Here is a 13,577-nt window from a genome sequence, read left to right on the forward strand (position 1 = left end):
CCCCCCCCCCCGAGTCCCCCACCGCCCACCTCCCCCCTCTTTGTTTTTTTTTTGGGGGCCCCGCCGGGGGGGGGGGGGGTTGGCCCCGCGGGGGGGGGGGGGGCCCCCCCCCCCCCCCCCCGGCCCCGAGTCCCGCCACTGTTCCTGTCAAGAACCGACGAGCACGTCCAGGGCGGACAGGAACAACCCCAGGCCATCGTCACTCGGACCGGTGAGCGCTTCGGTGGCGTGTTCGGGGTGCGGCATGAGCCCCACGACCCGCTTGTTCGCCGAGGCGATACCCGCGATCGAGCGCTGGGAGCCGTTGGGATTGTCGCCTTCGTAGCGGAAGACCACCCGGCCCTCGCCCTCGAGTTCGTCGAGTACCGATGGCGATGCCTGGTAGCGGCCCTCCCCCGATTTCAGCGGGACGAGGATCTGCGCGCCGGGTTCGTAGCGGGAGGTCCAGGCGGTATCGGTGGCCTCGACCCGCAGCCATTGGTCGCGGCAGATGAAATGCAGGCCTTCGTTGCGGGTGAGGGCACCGGGCAGCAGCCCGGCCTCGCAGAGCACCTGGAAACCGTTGCAGATGCCGAGCACCGGCATACCTTTACCGGCCGCCTCGATCACGGTGCCCATAACGGGCGCGAACCGGGCGATGGCACCGCAGCGCAGATAGTCGCCATAGGAGAAACCACCGGGGACCACGACCGCGTCCACGCCTTTGAGGTCCCCGTCGGCGTGCCAGAGATTCACCGCTTCGGCGCCGGCCAGGCGCACGGCGCGGGCGGCGTCCACATCGTCGAGGGTGCCCGGGAAGGTGATGACCCCGATACGGGCGGTCACGAGACGCGCACCACCTTCCAGTCCTCGATCACGGTGTTGGCGAGCAGCGATTCCGCGATCGCCGCGAGCTGGTCGTCGCTCATATCGTCGCCGACCTCGAGCTCGAACCGTTTGCCCTGCCGGACATCGGTGACGCCTTCGAATCCCAGGCGCGGTAGTGCGCCTGCTATGGCCTGCCCCTGCGGATCCAGGATCTCGGCCTTCGGCATCACCTCGACCACGACACGTGCCACGGGTTGCTCCTCACGAAAAAGGGTGAGCTGCGCCCGGCGCCACAACGGGCCGGAACGCTGATGGGGTTACCTGAGCAGCCTAATTGTCGCGGCTACCGGCGCTCGCGGCGGGTGAGGTGAACCAGGTCCGCGGTATTAGCCTGGGTGCATGCATGTAGCCCATTTCGGTCACTCCTGCGTACTCGTCGAACTGCACGGCAAGAAGGTTCTCTTCGATCCCGGCGCGTTCTCGCACGGTTTCGAGGGCCTCACCGGATTGGACGCCATCGCCGTCACCCATCAGCACGCCGACCATATCGACCCGAATCGGATCGAGGCGCTGATCGCCGCCAACCCCGACGCTCGCCTGCTGTCGGATCCGCAGACCGCCGAGTTGCAGGAGGGTCCGTGGGAGGCGGTGCACGCGGGCAATGTGATCGAACTCGGCGAGTTGCGGATCACCGGCGGCGGCGGCCGGCACGCGGTGATCCATCCCGAGCTCCCGGTCGTCGACAACACCGTGTTCCAGCTCGGCAGCGCCGACAACCCGACTCGGTTCGTCCATCCGGGTGATTCGCTGTGGGTGCCTTACACCCCCGTGGATGTACTGGCTGTCCCCGCCGCGGCGCCGTGGATGAAGATCAGCGAAGCGGTCGACTATCTGCGCTCGGTCGCCCCCCGGGTCGCGTTCCCGATCCACTACGGGATCATCGCCGAGCAAGCCTGGGGCGTCTACTTCGGCCGCCTCGACGAAATGCGCAAGAGCGACACCGAGTTCAAGCCGCTCCGCCCGGAAAACACCACCACCTTCTGACCCTGCAAGAGCACCACCCGGCCCCGGTCTATCCCGCCCATGAATGGTTCACCCCCCGGGGTGGGGCCCGCCCGGTTCTGGAGCGACCAGAGGGAGGGAGCGCAGCGACCGACCGGCGGGAGTGAAGAACCGGGTTGACAGGGCCCCACCCTCGAGGCGCGGAGCGCTTCCGAAATCACAGCCCGCCCCCTCACGGCTGGTCCACCCTGCCCATTCACCGCCGGCCCTGCACACCACTTCATTGACGGCCCACCCCGCCGCCCCCGTTATCGCCGATCAGGGGGCGGCGGAGTCTCAGGCCGCGCGCACCGCGGCGACGACTTCCCAGCGGTACACGTCGCTGCGCGCCCCGTGGTACAGCGCCAGATCGACTGCATCCAGCATCGCCTGCCGCGGACCCGGCCGTCCCAGCTGTGCGGCCGAGACCGCCAGCCGCAATACCCCACCGCGGCGGGCGGTCCGGGCAGCGCCGAGTACCAGCGCCCGGCACCACCACGGTTCGGCCCGGAAACCTTCACCGATGCCGTAGACCCGCGCCTTCTGCACGGTATTGCGTTGCAGATCGTGAATTCCGGTCAGCCCCAGCGAAACCCGGAAACCCAGTTCGGGCAGCGCCGCGACGGCACCCGCGGACGCATCCCAGCGCGGGGCCGCGAACAGCCGGGTCCGCAACCCCACCTGTTCCATGGCCCGATCGGCCGCGGTGAGCCGCAGGAGCGCCTCGTGTCTGGGCAGGGTCGCGAATTCGGCGCGACGCCGTTTCGTGGCGGCCTGGTCGTATCCGTGCAGCACGATGGCGTCCCCGCGCTCCCGGCGGCCGCGCAGCCAGGTCTGCGTGGTGGGGTCGTCGGCCAGCCGGTACTTGCCCTTCAGGCGTGGCGCCACCAGCAGCGACAACCGCACGCCGCGCTGATCCATCTCCTCGGCGAACCCGATCGCGGCATCGCGGGTGGCTTCCCGGACTCCGGACACCGATACGAGTAGCTCAGCGTTCATGTACCAACGGTGGCAGCCGGAGGTGACCGCCATATGCCATGCCGATGACCTATACATGCAGGTCCGGTGACCAGCCCGTGCAGTGGGCGTGACGGCCGGGCGAACATCCGGCGACGGTCCGGTCGCCCCCGCCTACACGGGCGCCCGCGGCTGTGCACCCGGCGAGCGTGGACGGACCGACGCCCGCCGGTGCCATGACGTGCGCGGACGGGCACCGGACGGCACGCGCCGTCCGGTGGCTCGGTGGCTCTACCCGTCCGGTCGCCGGATCGTCCACGCTGTCGCTGTCGCTGTCGCGATCAGCGCTGCCGACTACCGGTCCCCGGCACCGACGATGTCGAGCACCCAGGCGTATTCGAACGCGACCTCGCGCCATTTCTCGTACCGTCCGCTGACGCCGCCGTGGCCGGCACTCATCTCGGTCTTGAGCAGCAGCGGCGCATCCCCGGTTTTGGTGGCGCGGAGTTTCGCGACCCATTTCGCCGGTTCCACGTACAGCACCCGGGTGTCGTTGATGCTGGTGATCGCGAGGATGGCGGGATAGTCCTGCGCGACTACGTTCTCATAGGGCGAATACGATTTCATGTAATCGTAGACGTCCTTGTCCGACAGCGGGTTTCCCCACTCGTCCCATTCGATCACGGTCAACGGGAGCGACGGGTCGAGGATGGAGGTCAGGGGGTCCACGAACGGCACATTCGCCAGTACCCCGGCGAAGAGTTCCGGTGCCATATTCGCCACCGCGCCCACCAGCAGCCCGCCCGCGCTACCGCCGTCGGCGATCATCCGGTCCGCCGCCGTGGTCCCGTTGTCCACCAGATGCCGTGCGCAGGCGACGAAATCGGTGAAGGTGTTCTTCTTGGTGAGGGTTTTGCCGTTCTCGTACCACAACCGGCCCATTTCGCCGCCACCGCGCACATGAGCGATGGCGAACACCATCCCGCGGTCCAGCAGCGACAGCCGCGATACCGAGAATCCGGGGTCCATACTGGCCTCGTAGGAGCCGTACCCGTAGAGCAGCAGCGGTTTCGGGCCGGTACTCAGGTCGGTATCGCGGCGGGCGACGATCGAGATCGGGATCCGGGTACCGTCCGCGGCCTCCGCCCAGTCCCGATGCTGCACATAGTCTCCGGCCTCGTATCCGCCGAGCACGGGCTGCTCCTTGCGCAGCAGCAGTTCCCCGGTGTCCACGACGTAATCGAAAACCTGGGTCGGGGTGATGAACGAGGTGAGCCCGACCCGCAGAGTCGGCTGATCCCATTCCGGGCAGGATCCGAGTCCGGCGCTGTAGAGCTCGAGATCGAATTCGATCTCCCGCAGTTCGCCGTACCCGTCCGGGCCGAGCGGCCACACCGCCACCCGCGGCAGCGCCTCGCGGCGGTAACTGAGCACCAGCTGACCGGCGAACGCGTCGATATCCTCGAGCCGCACATCGTCGCGATGCCCGATCAGTGTGCGCAGTTGCGCGGGATCGTCGGCCGGGGCCTCGGCCAGTACGAAGTTCTCCGCCTTCACGCCGTCCACGACATCGTTGTGCAGGATCAGGAATCGGTCCTGCCCCGCGACCACCGCATGTTCGGCGGCGTATTCCACGCCTTCACGCCGGGGCAGCAGTACCCGGAACTCGCCGGTCGGGTTGTCCGATTCGAGTACCCAGCCCTCGGTGGTGATCTTGGAGCCGACCCAGATCATCAGGTACTTCTCGGAGCGGGTACCGCCGATACTGACCCAGTACCGCTCGTCCGGTTCGTGGAAGACCTTGACATCGGTCTCGGTGCCGGTGCCGAGGCGGTGCCGCCACACGGTATCGGGCCGCCACGATTCGTCGACGGTTTGATAGAAGACGTGGCTGCCGTCCAGCGACCAGGTGGCGCCGGGCGCGGTCCGCGCGATCTCGTCGACGAGCAGTTCGCCGGTGCGCAGATCCTTGAACCGCAGCGTGTAGCGCTCGTCGCCGGCCGTATCCACCGAGAAGGCCAGCAGGTTCCCGTCGTGGCTCACCGAGAACGCGCCGAGGGCGAAGAAATCGTGGCCCTCGGCCAGCTCGTTGCTGTCCAGCAGCACCTGTTCGCCGGGGATCTCGGTATCGGCCTCCAGTTTCGGCGGAGTCCAGGCGTCGATACCCGCCGCGGCGGCGTCGATCGGGCAGCGGCACTGCACGCCGTACTGCTTGCCCTCGAAGCTGCGCGAGTAGTACCAGTACTCGCCCAGCCGGGTGGGCACCGACAGATCGGTTTCCTGGGTGCGGGATTTGATCTCGTCGAAGATCTTCTCCCGCAGCGGGGCCAGATGCGCGGTCTGGGCCTCGGTGTAGGCGTTCTCGGCCTCCAGATAGGCGATGACCTCCGGGTTGTCCTTGTCCCGCAGCCACTCGTATTCGTCGACGAAACGATCGCCGTGATGCACTCGCTCCTGCGGCACCGTCTTCGCCGTCGGCGCCGTCACCGCCTCGGTCATCGGACCACCAGTGTCAGCCATGGCCACCACCGTAGCGGCCCGGCCCTATGCCCCGATCGCGCGGCCGACGACCGGCCAGGACGCCTTGAGGTGGTCGTTCCAATACGACCACGAATGGGTGCCGACCGGGCTGTAGTCGACCCGGATCGGCAGACCGGCCGCCCGCGCCCGCCGCTCGAAGGCGATCACACAGGTATCGACCGCGAACTCGATCGGGCCGCCGAGCACGATGTTCTCCGGCAGCTGTGGTTTGAGTTCCAGTTCGTGCGGCCCCGGCAGGCCCGTCCCGGTGGACAGGTACAGGATTTTACCGCGCAACCGGTCGAGCATGAGCGCCGGATCGTGGGCCGCCCATTCCGGACTGCCGCCCGGACCCCACATATTGTCGGGGTTGCCGCCCCGGGTCATGATCGAGAACTGCACCGCACCGGTGGCCATCCCCGTATCCGGGCAGGCGCTGTATCCGGCGACCGCGGTGTACAGGGCAGGATGTCGCGCGGCGAGGATATAAGCCGCATGGCCGCCCATGGACAGCCCGCCGATCGCGTTCACTCCGTTACCGGCGAAGTTGGCGTCGATGAGGGGCGGCAGTTCCTGGGTGAGGAAGGTTTCCCACTTGTAGTGGCCCAGGGCCGGGTCGGGGTGGCGCCAGTCGGTGAAATAGCTGGCCTTCCCGCCGACCGGCAGCACCACGTTCACGTCCTTGCCCAGGAAGAACGGCTCGGCGTCGGTGGCGTTGGTCCAGGTGCTCTGTCCGATACCCGGATCCAGCCCGTCGAGCAGGTAGTAACTGGGACGCGAACCACCGCCCGCCGGATGCAGCACCTGCACCTGCACGACCTGGTTCATCGCCGGCGAGGCGATGAACACGGCGGAACGGGTCGGGCTCAGGGCGTCGATTCCGACCACCTCGGCCGCTGCCGCCGGAGCGGGCCGGAGAACAGGGAGGCCGGCGACCAAACCGACCACTCCCAGCATGAGTACAGCTAATCGATACAACCGCACGTCCACACCTCCGTATCCCCACCCAGAACTCGGCGTAGGCCAACTCACACCATCATGCCCCGGCGATGTAGTCGGCATTCAGCATTCGAACAGCAAACGGCCAAAAGTTATCGATACACGACCTTACGTGCCCTCGGCCGCCCAGGCTCCGAAACCGCCCCGGGAGTGGGAATCCCGCCCAGCACCCCTTTATGCGGAAACTATCCGACCTGCAGAAGCCCGGAGCACCGGCGGCAGGAACGCCGCGGCCCAATTCGGAGGAAGTGCCGACCAGCGGGAACGCCCGGCGGGGGCGCAGGCCCCTGGTCCTCCGCCCTCGTGGGCAATGCGGACGGAATGCCGGGCAGATCGACGTACACGGCTACTCAGAAGCGGCTGGAAGTAGCGACCCCCTGGCCGGCTCGATGATGCGGCTTCGAAACGCTCCCTAGCGGGGCCCGCGGTCCAGCGCGCCCCGGATGGAACCGGCGAGGTAGTCCAGGTCGGCGCGCGGTGGCGTCCGCGGACGGGCCCGCAGCCCGAACCCGTCTCCGGGAGTCCGGGGGATGACATGGAGATGGACGTGGAAAACCTCCTGCCCCGCGGTGACACCGTCGGCCAGGAAGAAGTTCACGCCGTCACAGGCCACTTCGCTCGCCCGCAGCGCCGCGGCCAGCCGCTGCGCGACCTTGAACAACTTGCCACCGATTTCCGGATCCAGCTCACCGAGATCCCGGGCCGGGATCTTCGGGACGACCAGCAGATGCCCCGGGGTCAACGGCCGGATATCCATGAACGCGAGCACATCGTCGTCCTCGTACACCCGGCTGGCCGGGGCGCGCCCGGCGATGATGTCGGCGAAAATCGAATACGGATCCATAGCCCCACTATGTGGCCTGACCCGAGCGCGCGGGAACCGGACCGGCTCCGAGCGGTTCAGCTGCCGCTTGCCGGCAGAGTTGAACCCACCGCCCGCGCCGGTACCGCATGAAGGTAGGGCTATGCCGGTCCACGGCCCGTGCGCCGGTGAGCCGGCTGCCCATGCGTGACCGCCGCGAGCACTTATCGCGCGCGGGTAGGGCGATGCCTCTCAGAGGATGGGCGCGGGGGTGTAGCGGGCGGCCTCGGGGTGCGCGTCGGTCAACTTGCCGACCTGAGCGACGACCTCGGCGACCTGGGCGTCCGCGGCGCCGATGAAGGCGGACTTGTCCGCCAAGGCCGCGTCCAGGGCCGCTCGGTCCAGCGGGAGGCGGTCGTCGGCGGCGAGCCGGTCCAGCAGATCGGGCTCGCGACCCTGCTCGCGCATCGCCAGCGCCACCGCGACGGCGTGTTCCTTGATCACCTCATGGGCCGCTTCCCGGCCGACCCCGGCGCGCACCGCGGCCATCAGGATGCGCGTGGTGGCCAGGAACGGCAGGTAGCGGTCCAGTTCGCGGGCGACCACCGCCGGGTAGGCGCCGAACTCGGCGAGCACGGTCAGGAAGGTTTCGGTCATACCGTCGAGGGCGAAGAACGCGTCCGGCAGCGCGACCCGGCGCACCACCGAGCAGAACACATCGCCTTCGTTCCACTGCGCCCCCGCCAGTTCGGCCGCCATCGAGGCGTACCCGCGCAGCACCACCTGCAACCCGTTGACCCGTTCGCAGGACCGGGTGTTCATCTTGTGCGGCATGGCCGAACTGCCCACCTGGCCGGGCTGAAAACCCTCGGTGACCAGCTCGTGCCCGGCCATCAGCCGGATGGTGTGCGCCAGCGACGACTGCGCGGCGCCGATCTGCACCAGCGCGGAGAGCACATCGTGGTCCAGCGATCGCGGATAGATCTGGCCCACGCTGGTGAACACACTGGTGAAACCGAGGTGCCGGGCCACCTGCTGCTCCAGGGCGGCCAGTTTCGCTGCGTCACCACCGAGCAGGTCCAGCATGTCCTGCGCGGTCCCCATCGGGCCCTTGATCCCGCGCAGCGGATAGCGCTCGATCAGTTCCCGTAGCCGGGTGAGGCCGATGAGCAGTTCGTCGGCCGCCGAAGCGAAACGTTTACCGAGGGTGGTGGCCTGCGCGGCGACATTGTGCGAGCGGCCCGCCATCACCAGGGTCTGGTATTCCGCGGCGCGTTCGGCGAGCCGCGCGGCCACCGCGACGCCGTGCGCGTGGATATGTTCCAGCGACAGGCGGATCTGCAGTTGTTCGACGTTCTCGGTGAGATCGCGGCTGGTCATCCCCTTGTGCACGTGCTCGTGGCCGGCGAGGGCATTGAATTCCTCGATCCGCGCCTTCACATCGTGGCGGGTCACCCGCTCGCGATCGGAGATCGAAGCCAGGTCGACCTGTTCGACAACCCGCTCGTAGTCCGCGACCACTTCGGGGGCGACCTCCACACCCAGCTCGGACTGGGCGCGCAACACCTCCAGCCACAGCCGCCGCTCGAGCACGATCTTGTGCTCGGGAGACCACAGATGCACCAGCTGCGGACTGGCGTAGCGGGTGGCGAGGACGTTGGGGATCAGGTCGGAGGTCACGTCCGGTCAGTCTAATGACCGGTATCGGTCCATCGGCTGGTGCGTCGCCGGAGCGACGATATCGATGACCTCCAGCAGCGCGCCGCGGGCCAGCCGCCGGGGTTGCGGATCCGGCTCGCTCAAGGCGGCGACCGCCGCGCCGTCGACCACCGCGACCAGCCTGCGGAGTTGTTCGGGCCGCACGATCCGGTCGGATCGGCGCAGCACATCGGCAAGCAGCTCGTCGAGCTGCCCGCGTAGTCGTAGCTGGACCTCGCGTAACTCGGGATGCCGCGCGGAGGCGACGGTGCGCTCGTAGCGGGCGATCAACCGGCCCCGCGCGCCCGGGTCCGCCCCGTCGGAGCCGATCAGCAGGTCGAGCACGAGATCGACGGTCGCCTCCGCACCGCGGCGGCGGTGGGTCACCTCACCGACGCGCCGCCGCATCGCCTCGAGTTCGGCGTTACCGCTGAACTCCACGGCGCGCGCGATGAGATCCTCGAGCGATTCGAAGTAGTACGTCGTCGAAGCCAGCGGGAGTTCGGCGCGGGTCGCGACCGATCGGTGCCGCACCGCATCGAAACCGCCTTCGAGCAGTAGTTCGGCGGCAGCAGCCACCAGCGCCTGGCGACGCCGTTCACCTTTCGGAGTCGTCGCGGTTATCACCGTGCCATCGTGCCAGTCGTCATCAGTACATCCGTGCGAAATGAGGGAAAGGGGAAACAACCATCGATGTTTCTACCGCATCCTCGCAGCAATGGTGTCGTACTGTGCAAAGTTGTTGCCTGGCACAAAGATTGTGTCAAGCCCGCTGCTGCAGATAACTTCCCAGCCGGCCGAGTGCCGATTCGATATCCGCGGTGGCACCCGCGAAGGAGAGGCGGATGGTCCGGTTCCCGTTCACGGTGTCGAAATCCAGGCCGGGCGCCAGGGCCACCCCGGTATGCGTCAGGACATCCGCGCACCATGCCATCGAATCCTCGGTGAGGTGACCGATATCGGCGTAGGCGTAGAAAGCGCCGTCGGCGGGGGCGAGATCGGTGATCCCGAGCGCTGCCAGCCCGTCCAGCAGGTTCCGGCGGTTGGTGGCATACCGCCGCACATGGCCGTCCAGCTCCGCCCGGGACTCGGCATCGAAGGCGTGCACCGCCGCGTACTGCGAGATCGCGGGCGGGCAGACGGTCATATTCGAGGCCAGCCGCTGTAGCGCCGGCCGGATGGCCGCGGGTGCGAGCATCCAGCCCAGCCGCCAGCCGGTCATCGAGAAGTACTTCGATACCGACCCGATGACCACCGCCGACCGGGAGGCCTCCCAGGCCGATGCGGTGCGTTCCCCGCCGTAGGTGATGCCGTGATAGATCTCGTCGGAGATCAACAGGGTGCCGTGGGCGTCGCACCAGCGGGCCACCGCGGCGAGTTCGGCGGGCTCGATCATGGTGCCCGTCGGGTTGGCCGGGCTGGCCACGATCAGTCCGCGCGGCGGTTCGGGCAGGCTGTCCAGCATCGCGACGGTGGGCTGGAACCGCGTTTCGGCCCGGCAGTCCAGTTCGACCACCCGGCACCCCAGCGCCGTCAGCGTGTTGCGGTAGGCCGGATAGCCCGGGCGCGCGACCACCACGGTGTCACCGGGATCGAAGGCCGCCAGGAAGATCAGCGTGAACGCGCCCGACGACCCGGTGGTGACCACGACATCGTCCGGATCGACCGGGTAGCCGTAGGTCTCCCGATGATGGCCGGCAATGGCCTCACGCAGCGGGAGAATGCCGAAAGTCTCGGTGTAGCCGAACAATTCGGCATCGATCGCCGCCTTCGTGGCACGCAACACCGGCGCCGGAGCCGGAGTGGAGGGCTGGCCGGCGGCCAGGCTCAGCACATCACCGTGCGTGCGGGCGCGTTCAGCGGCGGCTTTCCAGACATCCATCACGTAGAAAGGTGGAATGGTCGAGCGCCGAGATTCAGGGGACACCCGACCGACGGTAGAACACCGCATCGGACGCTTCGACGGCTATGGTCTGCTCTGATGCTCGACGAGGCCAGCCGGCCGGCCCCCGGCCCGCCACCAGCCGAGCCCGGACCCACCGCTTCCGGTAGCGGTGCCGGGCTCCTCCGGCGTAGCTGGAGCCGTGCGATCCGCCCGATATCGAGGCCCTCCCGACCTGCCCCGAGCCCGACGGGCTCTCCCGGACGGCACGGTGCTCAGGTCGGCCACTCCCCCGCGGAGAACTCCGGGCCGCCGCAGGCGGGCGAACCCATCGTGGCGGGCACCGGTACCCGCTCGGCCGAATCGGAGTTCGCGTCCGACGCGGCGGTCCCCGAAATTCCGCATGACATCGACGCGCCGGAGCCCCCGGGACCGCGCACGCCCCTTCGGCGCGCGGTAGTGATCGGTAGTGGCCGGCTCATCGCACCCGACTGGCGGGAACGCGCCGCGCGGGAAAGGCAGGCCCGCCCTACACGTGGGCAGCAGCTGAGCACCGCGCACCGGTGGACACGCCGGCAACTCACCGCCCTGCGCTATCGGATTCCGACCCGCACCGAGCTCACCGAACTCCTCGACCGCCGGCCGTCTGCTCAGGACCTCGCCGACAGCGCACGGCGGCACCGCTTTCTCCTCGGCGGGCTGGGTCTCACCCTGCTGCTGACCGCCGGGGATGCGGGCGCGGGCCTGTGGGTGTCCGAGCAGCCCCCCGCACCCGGTATCGCCCACCGTGTCGCGGTCGCCCATCCGCTGCAACTGTCCGCACCGGTGCCCTCGGTACGCCGCTATCTCGACGCCATCGACAACGGCGAGCGGCTCCGCGAACAGGCCGTGGTGGCCGCCGCCGCCCGCACGACCCTCGAACGTGCGAAAGCGGAGGCGGCGGCCGCGGCCGCGGGTCAGGAACAGCCGTGGATCAACAGCGCACCGGCGCCCGAGGGTGCGCTGCCCCCGGGCGCCGTCCTGCCCGGGCCCGGCGGATTCGTCCTTCCGGCCCCCGGCACGTTCACCTCCGGCTTCGGCAGTCGCTGGGGCACCTTCCACCGTGGTATCGATGTTGCCGGGCCGATCGGCACCCCTATCTACGCCGTCGCCGACGGTACGGTCATCGATGCGGGTCCGGCCGCGGGTTTCGGTCTGTGGGTTCGGATCCGGCACAACGACGGCACCATTTCCGTTTACGGCCATATGTACGATTTCTTCGTTTCGGTCGGTGAGCGGGTACCCGCAGGGATGCAGATCGCCCGTATGGGTAATCGCGGGGATTCGACCGGGCCGCATCTGCATTTCGAGATCATCATGGACGGCCGGCACGTGGATCCGCAGCGCTGGCTGGCACTGCACGGCCTCTCGTACGGCTGAGGTTGCGCACCGGCAAATTGCCGGTAGCGCGAAACCACGCCCGACACAGCAGCCTTCTCGATGTGATCGATACCTCAAAAGAACCAGGTACAGCCGCTTCTCTCAGCAGAATAGAACCTTCAGTTCGCCTTCTATTCATCTTTTGTTAATGTTTCGCAATCATTCTGTGATTCGCCAGATAACAGGTCGCAAGCCTGCATATCGCGGCAAAGATACTCCTCCGAATATCCCGCCGCCCTATCCCCGCCGATGTCCGTCGGCGCGGGAACCCGCGTTACTGGCCGCGGACAACTGAATCCCCAGATTCCAGAAAGCAATCACAAAAGGAAACAGCGCAACAACGGCGCCGGCGAGTATCGCGGCGGCGTGGTGGTACCGCGCTGCCGGAGTACGTCATGTATCTACGAAAACTGTTGCCCCTGGCCGTTGCCGCCGCCGCCCTCGCGGTCCCCGTGCAGGCGGCCGCCGAAACCCCCGTCGCCGGTGTACCCGCGGAGTTGCAGGGTCCCGCACAGCAACTGCAACAGCAGGCCCAGCAGTGGCAACAGCAGTTGCCGCAACCGCAGCGGGATCAGCTGCAACAGTTCGTCCAGCCGTTACCGCAACCGCTGCCGCAGCTGCTGCCGCCGAGCTTCCCCGACAATCTGGACGGCTGGATCCGCAACGCGATGCACATCCTCGCCCAGCGCGGTATCCCGGCGAGCTACGAGGGTATCCATCGCACCGCCATGCGGGAATCCGGCGGAAACCCGCGCGCGATCAACCTCTGGGACTCCAATGCCGCGGCCGGAATCCCGTCGAAGGGACTCATGCAGGTCATCGATCCCACCTTCGCGGCCTACCACGTGGAAGGTACCTCGTGGGATATCTACGACCCGGTCGCCAATATCGCCGCGGCGTGCAATTATGCCGCCACCCGGTACGGCTCCATCGACAACGTCTTCGGGGCGTACTGACCGCACCTGGTTCCGCGGCGCCACAGCCGCCCGGCCGGTTCGTGGACCTGTGCTTGGCTGCCCACAGATCGGCCGGGTGCCGGCACCCCGGTCACCGCGGCGTCGAGCGCTGCGACCCGAGTACTCGACGCCGCACCCAGAGGGAGCGTCGGGCCCGGGAAGCTCGGGATCAGTCGCCCCGGAAGAGTCAGAGTTCGATCCGGCCCTCGACCGCGGCGAGTCCGATATCCGAACGGTAGTGACTGCCGGGCAGTTTGATCCCCGCCAGGCGGTCGTAGGCGGCCTCGCGCGCCGCGGTCAGATCCACACCGGTGCCGACAATGCTCAGCACCCGGCCACCCGCCGATACCAGCGCACCGTCCGCCCGCGGGGGCGTCCCCGCCGGCAGGACGGTCGCCGGATAGTAGGTCGCCGCCTCGTTAGCCCCCGGGATGACATCACCGGTACGCGGACGCCCCCGATAGTTATCCGCCGCCCCCACCCCCCTGACCCCAGC

General features: G+C 68.2%; 13 protein-coding genes. 3 read left to right on the forward strand and 10 right to left on the reverse strand.

Going from position 1 to position 13,577, the window contains the following annotated elements:
- Positions 1 to 147: 147 nt before the first annotated feature.
- Both purQ and purS read right to left on the reverse strand, forming a co-directional pair.
- Entirely contained in the window at positions 148 to 825 is a 678-nt protein-coding gene (purQ, locus tag QH195_RS22710) for a phosphoribosylformylglycinamidine synthase subunit PurQ (protein ID WP_280436928.1), read from the reverse strand.
- The gene (gene purS, locus QH195_RS22715) at positions 822 to 1,058 is read right to left on the reverse strand and encodes a phosphoribosylformylglycinamidine synthase subunit PurS (protein ID WP_280402369.1); all 237 of its coding nucleotides are present in this window, start codon (positions 1,056 to 1,058) and stop codon (positions 822 to 824) included. The genes purQ and purS overlap by 4 nt, the downstream gene beginning before the upstream one ends.
- Positions 1,059 to 1,206: 148 nt before the next feature.
- Here purS and QH195_RS22720 point away from each other — a divergent pair, with 148 nt between their 5' ends.
- Positions 1,207 to 1,851, forward strand: a complete 645-nt coding sequence (locus QH195_RS22720; protein WP_280423651.1) for an MBL fold metallo-hydrolase — start codon at positions 1,207 to 1,209, stop codon at positions 1,849 to 1,851.
- A gap of 294 nt (positions 1,852 to 2,145) precedes the next feature.
- Here the strand turns inward: QH195_RS22720 and QH195_RS22725 are convergent, their stop codons facing one another.
- The 7 genes from QH195_RS22725 to QH195_RS22755 all read right to left on the reverse strand — a co-directional run bounded on the left by QH195_RS22725 (position 2,146) and on the right by QH195_RS22755 (position 10,751).
- Positions 2,146 to 2,847: a DUF2334 domain-containing protein gene (locus QH195_RS22725; RefSeq protein ID WP_280423652.1), complete on the reverse strand. Its 702-nt coding sequence runs from the start codon at positions 2,845 to 2,847 to the stop codon at positions 2,146 to 2,148.
- A gap of 312 nt (positions 2,848 to 3,159) precedes the next feature.
- Positions 3,160 to 5,325: a S9 family peptidase gene (locus tag QH195_RS22730; protein ID WP_432278293.1), complete on the reverse strand. Its 2,166-nt coding sequence runs from the start codon at positions 5,323 to 5,325 to the stop codon at positions 3,160 to 3,162.
- A 24-nt stretch (positions 5,326 to 5,349) separates the two neighbouring features.
- On the reverse strand, positions 5,350 to 6,282 hold the full coding sequence (locus QH195_RS22735; protein ID WP_280436933.1) for an alpha/beta hydrolase: 933 nt from the start codon (positions 6,280 to 6,282) through the stop codon (positions 5,350 to 5,352).
- A gap of 454 nt (positions 6,283 to 6,736) precedes the next feature.
- Positions 6,737 to 7,168 (reverse strand): HIT family protein, encoded by a 432-nt coding sequence (locus QH195_RS22740; protein WP_280423654.1) that lies wholly within the window; start codon positions 7,166 to 7,168, stop codon positions 6,737 to 6,739.
- A gap of 210 nt (positions 7,169 to 7,378) precedes the next feature.
- Positions 7,379 to 8,806 (reverse strand): adenylosuccinate lyase, encoded by a 1,428-nt coding sequence (gene purB, locus QH195_RS22745; RefSeq protein ID WP_280423655.1) that lies wholly within the window; start codon positions 8,804 to 8,806, stop codon positions 7,379 to 7,381.
- Between the two features lie 6 nt (positions 8,807 to 8,812).
- Complete coding sequence (locus QH195_RS22750; RefSeq protein ID WP_280423656.1) at positions 8,813 to 9,451, reverse strand: TetR/AcrR family transcriptional regulator; 639 nt, start codon at positions 9,449 to 9,451, stop codon at positions 8,813 to 8,815.
- A 136-nt stretch (positions 9,452 to 9,587) separates the two neighbouring features.
- Entirely contained in the window at positions 9,588 to 10,751 is a 1,164-nt protein-coding gene (locus tag QH195_RS22755; RefSeq protein WP_280436929.1) for a pyridoxal phosphate-dependent aminotransferase, read from the reverse strand.
- A gap of 414 nt (positions 10,752 to 11,165) precedes the next feature.
- On the opposite strand from QH195_RS22755, the gene QH195_RS22760 reads away from it, so the two are divergent.
- A complete protein-coding gene (locus QH195_RS22760) occupies positions 11,166 to 12,125 on the forward strand; it encodes a M23 family metallopeptidase (protein ID WP_280436930.1) in 960 nt (319 codons plus the stop codon).
- A 395-nt stretch (positions 12,126 to 12,520) separates the two neighbouring features.
- A complete protein-coding gene (locus tag QH195_RS22765; RefSeq protein WP_280423338.1) occupies positions 12,521 to 13,081 on the forward strand; it encodes a transglycosylase SLT domain-containing protein in 561 nt (186 codons plus the stop codon).
- A gap of 187 nt (positions 13,082 to 13,268) precedes the next feature.
- Here the strand turns inward: QH195_RS22765 and QH195_RS22770 are convergent.
- Positions 13,269 to 13,577 (reverse strand): phosphoribosylglycinamide synthetase C domain-containing protein (locus QH195_RS22770; RefSeq protein WP_280436931.1); only part of this gene is annotated, 309 nt, incomplete at its 5' end.

The sequence above is a fragment of the Nocardia carnea genome (genome assembly GCF_029868855.1).
Lineage (GTDB): Bacteria > Actinomycetota > Actinomycetes > Mycobacteriales > Mycobacteriaceae > Nocardia > Nocardia carnea_A.